The organism is Methanococcoides mangrovi, from assembly GCF_052057775.1.
GTDB lineage: Archaea > Halobacteriota > Methanosarcinia > Methanosarcinales > Methanosarcinaceae > Methanococcoides.
The window spans coordinates 851,912-868,040 of the sequence record NZ_CP195121.1 but is presented as its reverse complement, the minus strand read 5'-3'; the positions used below and the strand labels follow the sequence as shown (position 1 = coordinate 868,040).

Genomic DNA, 16,129 nt, shown 5'->3' with positions numbered 1-16,129 from the left:
CGGGAAATCGGTATCATTTACGGTTACGTATCTTAAACAATATCCTTGCAAAAAGGGAACGTTTCATCTTCACTGCACCCGAAGGACAGAGCTCACGACAGCAATAGCAAAGAATGCACCTTTTGTCATTTATCACAAGCTTGCCATCTTTCTGTTCAATGGCATGTGCCGAGCAGTTCATAACACAGGCACCACACATTGTGCACTGTAGAGTATTGATGAAAGGTCTGATCGTGAAAAACTTCCCGAGCCTTCTGACAAGGAAAGGTGGTGCACTCCCCACAAGGGTCGTTCCAGAAAGCCTGAACTTCATGCGCACATCATCCAGAGGAACCCCACATATTTCCGGCTCCTGTGTACCATATCCCCTCTCAATTGCTGCCCTGTTAGTGGGGACCTTCATCGGATCAAGTCCAATTAACTTTGAAGCTACCACATCAAGGGATACGCAGTCATAGCTCGCCATCAATATGCCCGCATTCACAGGCGTCCCCCTTGAAGGGCCGTTGCCCTCCATTCCCACAATTCCATCCATTAATGCAAGATCGGGAACCCTTGTAGAATAGATATCCACCACAGCCCCTGAGAAAAGGTCCTTTTTACCAAGCAAATGGGCTTCTTTTCGGAGCTTTAGGGGAATCGCACCGAACATGTTCTTGACAGAACCCGTAAAAAGAGTAAGCTCATGTGTCTTGAGCTTTGGAAGGGATATAACAACATCCGCATCCAGTACAGGTTTTGCGATATAGAGCTGTGAGAAATGCGAAGGTTTCGGAACATCGGTCAGCTCATAGCCGGAGGTCTCAAAGCTCAGGACCTCTGCGCCGGCCCTTTGGGCAACTTCCCTTATACCGGACACGTCAAGAGCTTCATCGGTAACGCCCGGATGAGTAATTCCCGCTCCGTCACCGACAATGGGAATACCCCCTGCCTCCACAACAAGTTCACATATCGCAGATACAATGGCGGGATGCGTTGTGACCGCCTCCTCAGGCGGCTTCGCTGAGAGCAGGTTTGGTTTTAAGAGCACACGTGCACCGGGGAAAACAATTCCATCAAGTCCGCCAATCAGGTCAATTGCTTCCCTGACAGCCTGTTTAGCATGCGAATAATCTTTGCAGCGAACTATGGATACTTTGTTCCCGGCGTTCATCCCTTTTAGTAACTCCTGGACCTGTTGCTTTCCCTAAACTTCTTTCTGGTATTGACTATCCCCATTATGTAAGAGGGGATCGTGCCAATAGCAGTGCATGTCTCAAGAGAGATGCCGTTGCCCGTAATATCAAGATGGTGATCAGAGAATGAGAACAGCTTTCTGGGGAGGCCCTTCCTGCCCAGTCCCACAAGCAGAAGATAGGACTTGTTGCGCTCCACTCCGTCAGCGATCTCTTCCGGAGTTACAGCATATTTCTCCTCCGGCTTTGAACTTGTGATAACAGGAGCTCCGAACTGGGACTGGAAGCCCTTCTTCGGAAGATCGAATACGAACAGGCGGTTGCTATCATGAAGCAGTTTGAGATATTTCCCGGACTCGCCGATCGTGGTCTTGTCCATTACGTATTCCACAAGTTCTTCCGGCGTCATCTTGAAAGGAAAATCAAAAAGACAAAGTGTAAATCCATAAGCATAGCAAATTGGCGCAGCCCTTGCGATGGCGCGGTAATGGGCATCAAGCACCTTTATTTTATCATAAGTGTTCACAATACCAAGTGTTAACAAGACTTTGACCTCTCATCCAGTTGAATGCACATCACGTGCTGTCTACATCCCTCAAACCTGTCGCATTCCCGACAGTCCTCCCACAATCTGGCCTTCTCGGCCATAGGTAGTTCTATGAAGCCTAATTTCCTGAAGAAGATAGGCGAACTTGTCCTGACAAAGACCCTGTCATGACCCACTGTTTCAAAAAGACGGGACACCATTTTTGAACCAATCCCATTACCGCGGTAATTGGGATGGACAGCTATGGAATGCACCTCACAGCACCCCCTGTCGGCAATGGCTGCAACCCCCACGATCTTCCCATTGGATTCTGCAACGATGAAATCGTCGATCGGTACCTCATCCATATCAAGGAAATAGGTTGAAAGAAGGCACTGTACATGCTCTCCGTCCTTTTCACTGGCCTCCCTTATAGCCACATCGATGTATTCTGACATTATAGAACCTCGTCCATGCTCCCGCTTCTGAATCCTTCCATATCAAGTGTAACATAGGAATAGCCCAGTCCTTTGAAACAGGAGATCAGTTCTCCCCTGTGCTCATTGACAACAGCAAAATCCTTCGGCAATATTTCGATACGTGCAATGCCATCATGATCCCTGACCCTGACATGCGTCATACCAATCGAAAACAGGAACTCTTCTGCCTGCTCTATCCTCCTGAGAGATTCCTGTGTTACTTCCGTACCGTAAGGCAATCTTGATAGCAGGCAGGCATTTGAGACCTTATCGGCGACATCCAGCCCCAGTTGACGGGCTATCTGCCTTATCTCACTTTTTGTTACCCCGAACTCCGTATAGGGCGTCAGCACCTGATCTCCTGCCTCATTGATGGCAGCCCATCCGGGTCTGCGTCCGGTTATCTCTGAAGCATTGGTACCCTCCACCAGCACGTTCAGACCTTCCCGGTCCATCACATCTTTCAGTGTCCTCATCACGAGCTTCTTACAGTAATAACACCTGTCCTGATGGTTCTGCCTGATCATGTCATCGGAGAGCATGTCGTGTTCCATTACTATATGGCGTATACCTATCTGTTCAGCAGTCCTCTTTGCATCCTCCAGTTCACTCTGAGGGATCGCACAGGAGTCAAGCGTTACAGCAAGGGCATTGTCACCCAGTACTTCAAAAGCAAGAGCTACAAGGGTTGTACTGTCCACACCTCCGGAGAAGGCGACCAGTACTTTTCCTTTTTCAGCCATCGCCCCTTTGATCTTTTCGATCTTTTCCGGCAGTGACAGGTCTTCAGTAGAATTCACAATAGTTCCAAAGTCCCGGACGGATAAATAAGTAGTGGAACCTGCAAAATGAGGAGGTGTACGGATAAGGTTTTATTAATACAATCATATAAATAAAGCAATTGCTGATTATCATAATGATGGCTCGGGGGATGAAGAGCTCATTTACAACAAGAGAGAAAGGTGAAAAAGTGGAAAATGAATGGCAAATTGACCTGAAGTTACCGGATATCGGAGCTATAGCCACGCTTATGACGACCGCCATATGCTCTGCAATAGTAGGTGCTGCGGAGATCGCATACACAATGCTGTGGATCACCTCAGCCTATGAACGTCATGGGAAGGACTTCTTTATAGACCTGTTATATGCGAACGACCTGACGTGGACCGCGGAATTCATTGTCGTGGCAGGTTCATTATTGTTACTTTCATCGATAGTGTTCCTGATAACAATGTTCTATTCCGTGGTAGAACTGAATAAAATGAACAACCCGGACAAGAATCCCAGGATACGAATTGTTTTCATATTGTTCATCATCGGGCTGATACTGCTGTTCATAGCACTTACTTCCGCCCTGATCCTGAGATACATGTGAACACAAGAATAACGATACTAAAATTCACAGGACAAGGATATCATGAGCTTTACCAATATCACAGGCAGCATAAAGGAAGTCCCTAAGCCAAAAGAGGAAAAGAGGACCAGCTTTGAGGACATACAGAGAACAGAGACAAGGACAAAGAGGGTTATGTATCCCATCTCCGGTATCGTAGGCCAGGAGATGATGCTTCGCGCCCTTATCCTCAATGCCATCAATCCTTCGATCGGGGGTGTGCTGATCAGAGGACAGAAAGGAACTGCAAAATCAACTGCTGTAAGGGGACTGGCAGAGATCCTCCCGGAGATCGAGGTCATTGAAGGTTGCAAGTACAACTGTGACCCTATGGACCCGGAGAAGTTCTGCTGGGAATGCAGGGACAAGCAGCGTAAAGGTATGATCAGGACCAGCAAGGCACCAATGAAAGTGGTAGACCTGCCGGTTGGTGCCACGGAGGACAGGGTCGTGGGCAGCCTTGATATCGAAAAGGCGGTCAAGGAAGGAGTGCAGGCATTCGAGCCCGGCATACTGGCAAATGCCAATAGGAACCTCCTGTATGTGGACGAGATCAACCTACTTGATGACTTCGTTGTGGACGCCCTGCTGGACGCCGCTGCAATGGGTGTGAACACCGTTGAGAGGGAAGGTGTCAGCGTCAGTCACCCTTCCAGCTTCATCATTGTGGGAAGCATGAACCCTGAGGAAGGAGAATTGCGTCCGCAACTTCTGGACAGGATAGCACTGCAGGTTGAAGTAGAGGGAATCGCAGACATCGAGCAGCGCGTGGAGATCATTGAAAGAAGGAACCACTTCAACAAGGACCCGCAGCAGTTCAGAAGGGACTTTGAGAGCGAGCAGGAGAAACTGCGTACAAGGATCATAAAGGCAAAGCAGATGCTCGGAAGGATCACCACCACCCGTGAGAACCTCAGGACCATCGCGCAGATCTGTGTGGCATTCAATGTGGACGGGCACAGGGCAGACATCATGATCGAACGTACTGCACGCACGAATGCTGCCTATGAGAACCGGGAAAGGATAACAAACGAAGATATTATCGAAGCAGCTGAGATGGTACTGCCTCACAGGATGAGAAAGAAGCCTTTCGAGGAAGAGGAGTTCAGTGGAGAGCAGCTGCGTGCTGTGGTGAACGGAACGGTCTGAGAAGGGGCTGACGGATGAAGGACGAGTTTACTGCCACACGTATGCGAAGGAACCTTGACCGGGAATACGACATAAAGGTCTTCAATCCCGGAAGGACCGTTCTCAGCATCAGGTTACCACTGGAAGAACTCTCGCAAATCAGCGGCAAGGACACATTAGTAGTGCATGAGAGACTTCTCTCCAGGGATGAAAAGCTGGGTCCGGAAGATGTAGAAGACGTTTTTATAATCTCGGACAATGACCATGTCGTTGTTGACCCCGCCTCTTTCTTTGCATCTATGGAAAAGGAGGTTGCAGTCCCGGCTGTTCCTGTAGTTGAAGTGGCGACAGGGACAGGGTCACAAACAGAGACCCTGATCATGCAGGTGGCCGATCCGATCGAAATTATGAACATCGAGATCATAGAGGAGGCAGAGGGACCCTCTGATGAGGATGTGCAGGTGAAGCTCGTTCCAAAGGAATACGAACCCTCCGTTGAGACAGGACCCAGAAGGATAAGGAAAAAGGCACCTGTGCTGATCAAAAAGGAAGACAACAGGTCTCTGGGATCATCGACATTCGAGACTCCTGATATCGAAGTCCGGACAATACTGGATGATAGCCTCACTGTTGAGATATGTTCTCCGGGAGAGGAACCGGAACAAGAAACAGCTCCAACAATTACTCCGGAGATCACAGGACAGGAAGCAGAAACTGGAGATGAGAATGCGAACATCGTTCCGGAAAAGGACTCTCATGAAGATGAAAAGGTGGTAAGCAGGATACTAACCGATTTTGCAAGGAACAAGCAGAGGAAAAAGGTAGTTTCCGGAAGGCTCAAGTCAGGAAGGCGGGCTGAAGTCCTTACCAAAAGCAAGCGCGGCCGATATGTTCGATACAGGATGCCAGGTGAGAAGATCACGGACATTGCTATTGCACCCACCATCCGGGCCGCTGCACATCGTGCTGTGGACGGGAAGATCACCATCACAAAGGGAGATATCAGGGAGAAGATCAGGAGAAGGAGGATCTCCACGCTGATCAACATCGTCTTTGATACTTCCGGTTCAATGGATGAGAGCGAGAAGATAAAGATAACAACTGATGTAGTCCTTGCATTGCTCAAGGATGCATACCAGAGAAGGGACAGGGTCTCGCTTGTAACATACAGCGGAAGGACAGCAGGCCTTGTGCTGCCTTTCACTTCATCGGTTGAAGCCGCAAAGAGGTATCTGGAAGCTGTTCCTTTCGGAGGTACCACCCCAATGGCCTCGGGAATGCTCACCGGGCTTGAGGCACTGCTCCAGGAGTTGAAGCGCGAACCTGCAGCCGTACCCATAATGATACTTGTCACCGACGGAACAGCGAACGTCCCGTTGGATCTTGGAGGGAACATCAGGAGAGAGCTAATGCAGGTGTGCAAGAGGATCGCAGATCAGAAGGTCAATATGCTGGTCGTGGACATCAGCAAAAGCGGAAGTGAACTTGCAGGTGAACTGGCAGAAGTCGCCGGAGGCAGGTATTACCATCCAGTACTTTTAAGTAAGGAAACACTTTATTCTGCAATAAAAGAGGAACGTGACGATCTGACGGATATCGCATCTTCTGCTTCTTCCGGCTGATCTAACATGATCGTGACGCTCCGTGGCCGTTGATGCGGCCGGACCTAAATCAAAAGGGCAGGATAAATATGTTAGAAGTTCTTCAGGAATCACTCCGGAAAGCACCTATTGTGATCAGAGGCGAATACCCTTATTTTATACACCCCATATCTGACGGCGTGCCTTCGCTGGAACCAGGGCTGCTCGATGAGATAGCCGAGCACATGATCACCATTGCAGGCACCGATTACGACAGGATAGTCTCCATCGAGGCAATGGGTATCCCTCTTGCAACGGCACTCTCCCTGAAGACAGGCGTTCCGGTATCCATTGTGAGGAAAAGACAGTACGGTCTCGAAGGAGAGATGATACTTTCCCAGAGCACCGGATACTCAAAGGGAGAACTGTTCATCAATGGTGTGAACAAGGGCGAAAGGATCCTTGTGGTAGACGACGTTATCAGCACCGGAGGCACATTGAAAGCACTCCTGCCAGCCCTTGAGAAGATGGGAGCGCAGATCACCAATGTGATCGTTGTTATCAGCAGGGGTGATGGTGCTGCAAAGATGCGGGAAATGGGCTACGAGATCGAGACTCTTGTGAAGATAGATGTCGACAGAGAAGGCGTCACAATCCTGGAGGTGGCTGGTGAGCAGCAGTGAAGCCTTCGACTTCAGGATAGAATATATCATTGATACAATAAAGGATGCACAACCCTCGGTTGTAGGATTGCAGTTCCCTGAAGGTTTTAAGAGAAGGGCGCCTGCCATCGCAGACCAAATAAGGGAAGCTACGGGTGTGGAAGTACTTATCTCCGCAAATCCCTGCTATGGCGCATGTGATCTGGATGTTGCCATCCTTGACAATGTTGACATACTGTTACATTTCGGGCATGCCCAACTTGATGATAATAAATACAGTGAGAAGGTCATTTTTATAGAGACACGCTCTGACAAGGACATTACGGAAGTTGTCAAAAAAGCGATCCCTGGGATCACAGGGAAACGCATCGGAATTATGACGACCGTACAGCATATCGGAAAACTGCCAGAGGTCTGTGAGATACTCGAAGCTGAAGGAAAAGAGTGCCTTATCGGAAGCGGGGACAGCAAGATCGCTTATCCTGGACAGGTACTCGGTTGCAATTTCTCTGTTGCCGACGGGCTTGAATGTGACGAGTTTCTCTACATAGGAAGCGGACAGTTCCACCCGCTTGGTGTTTCACTTGCCACCGGAAAAAGGGTGCTGATAGCAGACCCGTTCTCCAATGAGATCCGTGAGGTTGACCCAAGAAGGATATTGAAACAACGCAGTGCCGTAATTGCCAACTCACTGGATGCTGAGACATTCGGGATCCTGGTATCCACAAAACCGGGGCAATGCAGGATGGAACTTGCAAGGCAATTGAAAGAGCTTGCCAAAAAGCATGGAAAGACCGCTTACATACTTACAATGGACCTCATCACTCCTGACCAGATGCTGCAGTTCAAGGTGGATGCTTTTGTCAGCACCGCCTGCCCCAGACTTGCAATCGATGAAGTAGGAAGGTTCTCCGCACCGATGCTTACCCCACCGGAGTTCGAGATCGTTCTCGGCGAGCGCGAGTGGGAGGAGCTGACCTTTGATGAGATAAGGGGAGACTAAGGAAAAATGAAACAACGCAAGCTGGAGATGCTTCTTGAGAAGGTAAGAGGCTTTGATTCCCCTGATGTCACACTGGAACAGTATTCAACTCCGGCAGTACTTGCTGCGGAACTTCTTCATTTTGCGTTCATGAAAGGTGATATTGAGGACACTGTCTACGACCTTGGATGCGGCACAGGTATGCTGGCCATCGGTGCCAAGATCCTTGGGGCCGAGAGGGTAGTTGGCTTTGATTCCGACCCTGCAGCTCTTGAAATTGCAAGGGAGAACGCCGAAAAGCTTGGTGTAGAGGTAGAGTTCGAATGCAAGGACATCAGACAGGTAAGGGGACATGCACATACCGTTGTCATGAACCCGCCTTTCGGAGCACAGGTGAAGGGAAGTGATCGTCCTTTCCTGAAGACCGCTATGAAGGTCGCTGATGTTACATATTCGATTCATAATAGCGGAAGTCTTGCTTTTGTTAAAAAATTTATAGAGCCCGCAGTAATAACTGAGTGGTATAATACAGGATTTCCGATAAAACGAACCTTTAAATTCCATAAAAAAGATGTAGAAAGAATTGAGGTAGAAATATACAGGATTATAAAGGAAAACGACCAGGACGATTGAGCAAAATTAACCTGGCATATCTAAATCTACAAGAGGGATTCCTATTAGAATAAGAAACCGAAAGAAAACGACCAGAAGGAACATCAAATCTTCAAAAGAAGAAGAAACAAAGGTCGAAGAAGAAACAGTAAAAGTTGCCAGCGAAAAGGAAGAAGTGGCAGAAAAGAAGACCGAGGAAAGGGGAAGGAACAAAGACTCCAGGAAAGAGAACAGAGGTCCCAGGAAAGATAGAAGGGACTCCAGGAGAGACAATAGGAGCAGATCCAAACCAGAACCTGAAGCAGAGCCTGAGGTCGAAGAAGTTGAACACATATCACCTGAGGAAAAGACCTTTGTAATGCCGGGAGACCTTGTCGGTACCACCGAAGAGTTCGAGGCAGGGGATAACACATACACGGTAAGAGGAGACATCTTCTCACTTGCTACCGGCTTTGTAATGGTCAACAAGAAGCGCAGGAAGATATCAGTCAAACCGGTCACCAGCACCCCCCCAACCATTGGAAAGGGCGATATCGTTGTCGGAACTGTCATGAACGTGCGTGATTCCATGGCACTCGTGCAGATCGGCGGTATAAAAGGAAATGTGGACCGTGAGTTTATCAATCCTGGTGTTGCTGCCATCCATGTGTCCAATGTAAAGGAGTCATATGTGAAGGAAATGTCACAGGAGTTCTCCGTATCAGATATTGTCAAGGCAAAGATCATCAACCTCGAGAACATGAGAATGTCCACTGCTGAAGACACACTTGGAGTAATGTCTGCAAGCTGTTCCAACTGCGGAACCACACTTAAGCTCAATGAGCAGAAATTGAAGTGCCCTGAATGCGGACATATTGAGACACGCAAGCTGTCCTCAGATTATGGTACAGGAATTATTTGAGAATCACATAATCATTGCAGGAGATCATTAAATGGAACTTAAGATCTTAGAGAAATCAGACGATGAAATGAAGCTTGAGATCGCAGGAGAGAGTCACACCCTCCTGAACATGCTCAAGAGCATTCTTCTGGAAGACGATCGCGTCCACACAGCATCATATGACATGAAACACGTTACTATCAGTGACCCGGTCCTGTTCATCAAGACAGAGAACGCTGACCCGATAGATGTTATAAAGGATGCTGTTGCGGCACTGATCACAGAGTGCGACGAGTTCATCTCAGTCTTTAACAAGGCTGTTGAATGAACCTTTTTTATTTTTGCAACTTACATCGTTAGTTGAGACTTTATAGAAAAATACTGCTGTACTAACAGCCTGAAACTGATGTGAATATATGACACTTGATGATGCATCATTAGAGAAATTCGGATTTATCGAGCGCCCTGCAAAGGGTCTGATCAATATCGACCCCCTGCAAACCGGAGGTATACTGACAGAGGATGCCAGGAGAGCACTGGTGGAATGGGGAGATGGCTATTCCGTCTGTGACAACTGCGGGGGTGTCCTTGACCTTATCAAGAAGCCACCTGTACAGGACTTTGTACACGGCGCCCTCCCGGAGTTCCTGGGAGTGGACGAGGCAAGGGTCACCCACGGCGCTCGTGAGTCAAAGTTCGCTGTGATGCATTCCGTGGCGCAGGAAGGCGATACCATCGTCATGGACGGCCTTGCACACTACTCATCAGTTGTGGCTGCACAGCGTGCCCGTCTGGAGATCAAAAAGGTGCCATCCACCGAACGCCCGGACTACTACATAGATCCTGAAGGCTACGGTACGGCCATTGAGGAGACCATCAGCGAGACCGGCAAGGCTCCTGCACTGGCACTCCTGACATACCCGGACGGCAATTACGGAAACCTCGCGGATGCAAAGAAGATCGCTTCCATCTGCCACGAGTACGACGTCCCCATCCTGCTCAACTGCGCATACTCCGTTGGAAGAATGCCTGTGAACGCCAAAGAGCTGGGCGTTGACTTCATTGCAGGAAGCGGACACAAGTCAATGGCAAGCTGCGGACCTATCGGAGTCCTCGGTGTCAACGGCGATTATGCCGAAGAAGTGTTCAGGAAATCCCCGACCAACAAGAACAAGGAAATTGAGCTTCTGGGCTGCACAGCCCGCAGTGCTACCATTATGACCATGATCGGATCGTTCCCCGAGGTCGTCAGGCGTACACGCAACTGGGACAATGAGGTAGCAGATGCCCGCTGGTTCTCCGGAAAGCTCGAAGACCTCGGCCTCATCCAGATGGGAGAAAGACCCCACAACCACGACCTCATGTTCTTCGAGGCCCCCAACCTCTACGAGATCTCCACAAAGGTCAAGAAAGGAAGATACTTCCTCTACAAAGAGCTCAAGGCCCGCAACATCCACGGTATCAAGGCCGGCCTCACCAAATACTTCAAGCTCAGCACCTTCGGGGTCGGCAGGGAAAATCTCTCCTTCATCGCAGACTCCTTTGACGAGATCATACAGAAATACGAGTGAGGTTAGCCTCACTTTCTCTTTTTCTATACATTGGTTCTATTTTCACTTGAGTGCTAGTTGCAACACTGCCTAAAGCACTAACAGAAGACCAAAACAGCTATAATCTAAAAAGAATAAAATAAGATAGGAAACTGGAGTGCGGCTGTGGTTTAGGGGCTATGATCTGAGCTTCCCAAGCTTGGGACCCGGGTTCGAATCCCGGCAGTCGCATTGTTTTCTGATAGTGATTTTTGCATAATAATAGACTGTACCAAAAAGGTCAGTGAAAAATTACAGGCAGGGGATAAACTTTACGTGTCTTTTAGGGCATTGAGCATGAGATGAAACTGTGTCTCTCCAAGATTTTGCATAAACTTATATAATTGTTTTAGACAATATAAATATAAATTTTTGCAAGGAGGGATCCATATAGAAATAATCAAAGCTTTTCTTCTGGGAATTACAGTGGCAATATCTGCTGCCCTCATACCTGGCCCCATGACATTTGCAACCATCGGCATATCCCTTGAGAAAGGTTCTAGATCTGGAGGATCAGTATTCATTGGACATGCATTTGTCGAATTGATCATATTTATTCTCATCTTAGTAGGGATCTCATCATCTATTAGTGAGACCATGCTGTCATACCTGACCATGATCGGTTGCTTGATGATGCTAATTTTGGGAATGATGCTAATTAAAAGTGCAAAAGGAGATTCTACAATGGAGATTCTGGAATCAGAAAGCAGAATGAAACTCTCATTGAATCCAATATATGCAGGCATCTTAACCTCTGCATTGAACCCTTATTTTGTTATCTGGTGGTTAGCAGCAGGTACCGCTATCCTCCTGCATGAATATATGATAAGTGTATTTGCAGTGATCGCGTTCATTTTTGGTCACTGGATAGCAGATCTTGGGTTCATTGTAGCTGTCGCATCCTCCTCTTCAAAGGGAAAAGAAATGATCTCAAAGAATACATATAAAAGGACGTTATACTTCTGTGGAGGATTACTGATGACCTGTGGACTGTGGTTCCTGATCAATTACAACAATGTTTCTGCGATGATTTGAACTAGTGAATATGATATGTATTTTCGTTACCTGATCCCGGGAATGCCACTATAACATCACCGTTCTTCACAGACTTAGCATAACACCTCCTGATGTAATTCTCACAATGCCACCTCCCAAACAATAATATATCAATCCAGAGAAATTATACTTGCATGGGGGAAATCACAACTGCCGAGTTAGCTGAAAACTTGCACAAATATAAACTAATAGACATCCGTCCCATCGATGCCTATAACGGCTGGAAGGAAGGTGGAGAGGTAAGAGGCGGGCATATCAAGGGTGCAAAGACACTACCCTACAAATGGTTACACTATATTGACTGGATAGAGATCGTCATGAACAAGGGAATCCTGCCGGAGGAATCACTGGTTATTTACGGGTATGAACCACAAAAAACAGAAGAAGTGGCTAGGCAGTTTGAGAGAGCCGGCTATCCTGATGTGACCGTGTACAACGAATTTCTTGAATGGGCGGAGAAAGGGCTGCCTATGGAGCATCTTGAAAGATATCGGCAGCTTGTCTCTGCGGACTGGCTTAACCAGCTGATCACCACAAACGATGCTCCGGAATATGACAATGATAAGTTCGTTCTGTGTCATGCTCACTACAGGAACCCCGAGGATTATGAAATAGGCCATATTCCGGGATCGATATCCATTGATACCAATTCCCTTGAATCCGAGGAGACATGGAACCGGCGATCTCCGGAAGAACTGAAGGAAACACTGGAGAATGCAGGGATCACGCATGATACAACGGTCATTCTCTATGGAAGGTTCTCTGCACCAAACAATGATGATCCATTCCCGGGAAGCAGTGCGGGACATCTGGGTGCAATAAGATGTGCATTCATCATGCTCTATGCCGGTGTGGAGGATGTCCGCCTACTCAATGGCGGACTTCAGTCATGGCTTGATTCAGGTTATGAGGTCACAACTGAGACTGCTGAAAATGAGAGAGTTTCCTTTGGGGTTGAGATACCTCAAAGACCGGAGATCATGGTGGATCTTGAGGAAGCAAAAGAAATCCTTGCCTCTCCTGACAAGAACCTGGTAAGCGTTCGAAGCTGGAGTGAATATATCGGGGAAGTAAGTGGGTATAACTATATAGAGAAGAAGGGAAGGATCCCTGGATCAGTTTTCGGCGATTGCGGGACGGATGCCTACCACATGGAGAATTACAGGAACCTGGATCACACCATGAGAGAAGCCCGGGAAGTTGCAGAGAACTGGGAGAAGATCGGCATCACTCCTGAAAAACGCAATGCATTCTACTGCGGGACCGGATGGAGAGGCAGTGAGGCCTTCTTCAACGCCTGGCTCATGGGCTGGGACAAAGCAGCGGTCTATGACGGAGGATGGTTCGAGTGGAGCAACAATGGACTTCCATTTGAAACAGGGGTGCCTGGAGAATGATCATCGAAGATTTCATGCCACAGGTGGGAGATGGTTCTATCAGACAAAAACTGGAATCCTGCCTAAGGGGGGATCCAAAAAACCTCCCTTGCGTGTTCTTCTACGACCATCGCGGATCAGAACTTTATGAGGAGATCACAAAACTGGAAGAATACTATCCTCCCAAGATAGAGATCCCTTTGCTCAGGTCGACTGCACGGAAATTAAAAGAAGAACTAAAGGACTGCGACCTTGTGGAACTTGGAAGCGGGGACTGTTCAAAGATCTCGGTGATTCTTGACGAAGTTCCCAAGGAGATACGTCAGACAATAGTTTACTACCCGGTGGATGTCAGCAAAAATGCCATCGAGAAATCTGCCTGTAACCTTCAGCAAAAATATCCTGAAATGGACATCCATGGGATCACCGCTAACTTCCTTGAGCATATTGAAAAGATCCCGGGAAGAAGAAAACGGTTCTTCTGCTTCTTCGGAAGCACAATAGGGAACCTTCCAGAATCAAAGGCCATCGAGTTCATGGCTGATCTCGGCAGGGTCATGAACCATAATGACAGGCTTCTCCTCGGAATGGATATGTTAAAAGACATCCGTGTCATCGAAAAAGCCTATAATGACAGCCAGGGAGTTACTGCGGAATTCAATAAGAACATACTGAGAGTAACAAATAGCCATCTTGGGACCGATTTCGACCCGGAGGATTTTGAGCATGTAGCTTTCTTCAATAGAGAAAGTTCCCGGATCGAGATGCACCTGAAAGCAAAAAGGGATCTCGAAATAGTAAGCCCCGTATTAAATGAGAAAATAATCCTCAAAAAAGGAGAAATGATCCACACAGAAAACTCCCATAAATATACTGAGAATGATATCAGGAAAATGGCACAGGCTGCAGGGCTTTCTGTGGAGAACATATTTACCGATGATAAAAAGTGGTTCTCTCTTGTTGAAATGGTGAAAAGATGATAAATCTTGCAAAGGATTTTCCGATACTTGCACAGAAGGTGTACGGGAACAGGCTGGTGTATCTTGATAACGCAGCAACGGCCCAGAAACCGAACTCTGTGATAGAGGCAATGTCTGATTTCTACAGGACGGAATACAGTAACATCCACAGGGGTGTACACTACCTGAGCGAGATCTCAAGCGAGAAATATGAGGAAGCAAGGAAAAAAGCCAGTGATCTCATAGGTGCTCGCGACCCACGTGAAGTGACCTTCACTTCCGGGACGACAGGTTCCATCAACCAGGTCGCACGCTCTCTTGAACCTTCTTTAAGGGGAAACGAAGTTCTGGTGACCGGTGTGGAACATCACTCGAATATAGTTCCCTGGCAGCTTGCAGGTGCAAAGGTAAAGGCAATTCCCATGGACGAAGATTGCAATTCGCTGACAGGCTCAATGGAGATCACGGATAGGACAAAACTGATAGCCATCACCCATGTCTCGAATGTACTTGGTTCTGTAAATGAGATCAGGGAGATCACTGAAATTGCAAAGGATCACGACATCCCGGTACTTGTAGATGCAGCCCAATCAATACAGCACCTGCCAATTGATGTAAAAGACATAGGATGCGACTTCCTGGCATTCTCAGGACACAAGATGTACGCATCAACCGGTGTCGGAGTGCTTTATACAAGCTATAGATTCAATGATATTACGCCTGCAATAGGTGGTGGAGGTATGATCGATAAGGTTACCTTTGAAGGATCGACCTATCTGCCCCCTCCTCTGAGATTTGAAGCAGGCACACCGGACATTGCGGGAGCAATAAGTATCGGTGCAGCGATCGATTACATGCAGAACATAGGCATGGACAAAATAAGAAAACATGAGCATGAAGTATATTCCTATGCAAGGGACAAACTGCTGGAAATGGATAATGTGACAGTCTATGGAAATGCCATCCAGATGTGCGGAGCTGTCTCGTTCAACCTGGAAAATATCCACCATTACGATACAGGATTGATACTGGACAAGATGGGAATTGCTGTCAGGACCGGACATCATTGTGCCCAGCCATTGATGAGGTCCCTGGGTATCGAAGGTACGGTCAGAGCAAGTTTTGCATTGTATAACACAAAAGAAGATGTTGACATGCTTATTGAAGGAATAAAGAAAGTAGAGATGATGTACAGTTGAGCGACGCTATCCAGGATGAGATCATAGAACAATTTGATGGTCTTGACTGGTTCGACAAATATACCCTGCTTATTTCTTTTGCCAAAGAGCTGGAGCCGATGAGCGAGGAGTTCAGGACCGAAGACAATGCGATCAGCGGATGCCAGTCCAGGGTATGGATCAGAAGCCGTAAAGAAAATGGGAAATTGATCTTCGATCTGGATAGTGAGGCGATGATAACCAAAGGGATCATTTCCCTTGTGGGAAAAGTCGTGAACGATCGAGATCCACAGGAGATCCTGGACACGGACCTCTACTTTATCGAAAAGATCGGGCTGAGATCAAACCTCTCACCTGCCAGATCGAACGGGCTTGATTCGATCATCAAAAAGATAAGAGAAATAGCTCAGGAAGAGCTCAATTTGAGCTCTTAAAAATCTCAAAATAAGATCTCTGTCCATATTAGATATTTTTGCGAATAGTAGAACATTATTAGATATATCTGACCATCAATTCAGGCTTTCACGACCTACCATTCAATGAGAACTCCGGGG

The 16,129-nt window shown here is 47.5% G+C and carries 18 protein-coding genes and 1 tRNA gene; 15 read left to right on the top strand and 4 right to left on the bottom strand.

Annotated elements, in window-relative coordinates; all coding sequences use genetic code 11:
• Nucleotides 1–13 precede the first annotated feature (13 nt).
• From ACR3I3_RS04385 to larE, 4 genes are read right to left on the bottom strand one after another with little or no spacing between them, the layout of a single operon-like run.
• Nucleotides 14–1,153 carry a DUF362 domain-containing protein gene (locus ACR3I3_RS04385; protein WP_440953349.1) on the bottom strand — a complete coding sequence of 380 codons (1,140 nt, stop codon included), beginning with the start codon at nt 1,151–1,153 and terminating at the stop codon, nt 14–16.
• A 5-nt stretch (nt 1,154–1,158) separates the two neighbouring features.
• Nucleotides 1,159–1,719, bottom strand: a complete 561-nt coding sequence (locus tag ACR3I3_RS04380) for a DUF531 domain-containing protein (protein WP_440953348.1) — start codon at nt 1,717–1,719, stop codon at nt 1,159–1,161.
• Nucleotides 1,713–2,159, bottom strand: coding sequence for a GNAT family N-acetyltransferase (locus tag ACR3I3_RS04375; RefSeq protein ID WP_440953347.1), 447 nt, complete (start codon nt 2,157–2,159; stop codon nt 1,713–1,715). The genes ACR3I3_RS04380 and ACR3I3_RS04375 overlap by 7 nt, the downstream gene beginning before the upstream one ends.
• Entirely contained in the window at nt 2,159–2,980 is an 822-nt protein-coding gene (gene larE / locus ACR3I3_RS04370; protein WP_440953346.1) for an ATP-dependent sacrificial sulfur transferase LarE, read from the bottom strand. The genes ACR3I3_RS04375 and larE overlap by 1 nt, the downstream gene beginning before the upstream one ends.
• A gap of 131 nt (nt 2,981–3,111) precedes the next feature.
• Between larE and ACR3I3_RS04365 the strand changes: the two genes are divergently transcribed.
• The 15 genes from ACR3I3_RS04365 (at nt 3,112) to ACR3I3_RS04295 (ending at nt 16,009) form a co-directional block, all read left to right on the top strand.
• The gene (locus tag ACR3I3_RS04365; protein ID WP_440953345.1) at nt 3,112–3,555 is read left to right on the top strand and encodes a hypothetical protein; all 444 of its coding nucleotides are present in this window, start codon (nt 3,112–3,114) and stop codon (nt 3,553–3,555) included.
• Between the two features lie 42 nt (nt 3,556–3,597).
• Nucleotides 3,598–4,722 (top strand): ATP-binding protein, encoded by a 1,125-nt coding sequence (locus ACR3I3_RS04360; RefSeq protein WP_440953344.1) that lies wholly within the window; start codon nt 3,598–3,600, stop codon nt 4,720–4,722.
• Nucleotides 4,723–4,736: 14 nt separating this feature from the next.
• Nucleotides 4,737–6,323, top strand: coding sequence for a VWA domain-containing protein (locus ACR3I3_RS04355; protein WP_440953343.1), 1,587 nt, complete (start codon nt 4,737–4,739; stop codon nt 6,321–6,323).
• Between the two features lie 68 nt (nt 6,324–6,391).
• Nucleotides 6,392–6,964, top strand: a complete 573-nt coding sequence (gene hpt, locus ACR3I3_RS04350) for a hypoxanthine/guanine phosphoribosyltransferase (RefSeq protein WP_440953342.1) — start codon at nt 6,392–6,394, stop codon at nt 6,962–6,964.
• Nucleotides 6,951–7,946: a diphthamide biosynthesis enzyme Dph2 gene (dph2, locus tag ACR3I3_RS04345; RefSeq protein ID WP_440953341.1), complete on the top strand. Its 996-nt coding sequence runs from the start codon at nt 6,951–6,953 to the stop codon at nt 7,944–7,946. The genes hpt and dph2 overlap by 14 nt, the downstream gene beginning before the upstream one ends.
• 6 nt (nt 7,947–7,952) lie before the next feature.
• Entirely contained in the window at nt 7,953–8,558 is a 606-nt protein-coding gene (locus ACR3I3_RS04340; RefSeq protein WP_440953340.1) for an METTL5 family protein, read from the top strand.
• Between the two features lie 154 nt (nt 8,559–8,712).
• A complete protein-coding gene (locus tag ACR3I3_RS04335) occupies nt 8,713–9,438 on the top strand; it encodes an exosome complex RNA-binding protein Csl4 (RefSeq protein ID WP_440953339.1) in 726 nt (241 codons plus the stop codon).
• A 31-nt stretch (nt 9,439–9,469) separates the two neighbouring features.
• Entirely contained in the window at nt 9,470–9,745 is a 276-nt protein-coding gene (locus ACR3I3_RS04330) for a DNA-directed RNA polymerase subunit L (protein WP_440953338.1), read from the top strand.
• An 88-nt stretch (nt 9,746–9,833) separates the two neighbouring features.
• Nucleotides 9,834–10,988 (top strand): O-phospho-L-seryl-tRNA:Cys-tRNA synthase, encoded by a 1,155-nt coding sequence (pscS, locus tag ACR3I3_RS04325; protein ID WP_440953337.1) that lies wholly within the window; start codon nt 9,834–9,836, stop codon nt 10,986–10,988.
• A 138-nt stretch (nt 10,989–11,126) separates the two neighbouring features.
• Nucleotides 11,127–11,198: transfer RNA gene (locus tag ACR3I3_RS04320), tRNA-Gly, on the top strand.
• Between the two features lie 267 nt (nt 11,199–11,465).
• The gene (locus tag ACR3I3_RS04315; RefSeq protein ID WP_440953744.1) at nt 11,466–12,041 is read left to right on the top strand and encodes a LysE family transporter; all 576 of its coding nucleotides are present in this window, start codon (nt 11,466–11,468) and stop codon (nt 12,039–12,041) included.
• A 155-nt stretch (nt 12,042–12,196) separates the two neighbouring features.
• Nucleotides 12,197–13,459, top strand: coding sequence for a rhodanese-like domain-containing protein (locus ACR3I3_RS04310; protein ID WP_440953336.1), 1,263 nt, complete (start codon nt 12,197–12,199; stop codon nt 13,457–13,459).
• Complete coding sequence (egtD, locus tag ACR3I3_RS04305; protein WP_440953335.1) at nt 13,456–14,418, top strand: L-histidine N(alpha)-methyltransferase; 963 nt, start codon at nt 13,456–13,458, stop codon at nt 14,416–14,418. Before ACR3I3_RS04310 ends, egtD begins: the two co-directional genes overlap by 4 nt.
• Nucleotides 14,415–15,596 carry an aminotransferase class V-fold PLP-dependent enzyme gene (locus ACR3I3_RS04300; RefSeq protein ID WP_440953334.1) on the top strand — a complete coding sequence of 394 codons (1,182 nt, stop codon included), beginning with the start codon at nt 14,415–14,417 and terminating at the stop codon, nt 15,594–15,596. The genes egtD and ACR3I3_RS04300 overlap by 4 nt, the downstream gene beginning before the upstream one ends.
• A complete protein-coding gene (locus ACR3I3_RS04295) occupies nt 15,593–16,009 on the top strand; it encodes a SufE family protein (RefSeq protein ID WP_440953333.1) in 417 nt (138 codons plus the stop codon). The genes ACR3I3_RS04300 and ACR3I3_RS04295 overlap by 4 nt, the downstream gene beginning before the upstream one ends.
• The last annotated feature ends 120 nt before the right edge of the window (nt 16,010–16,129 follow it).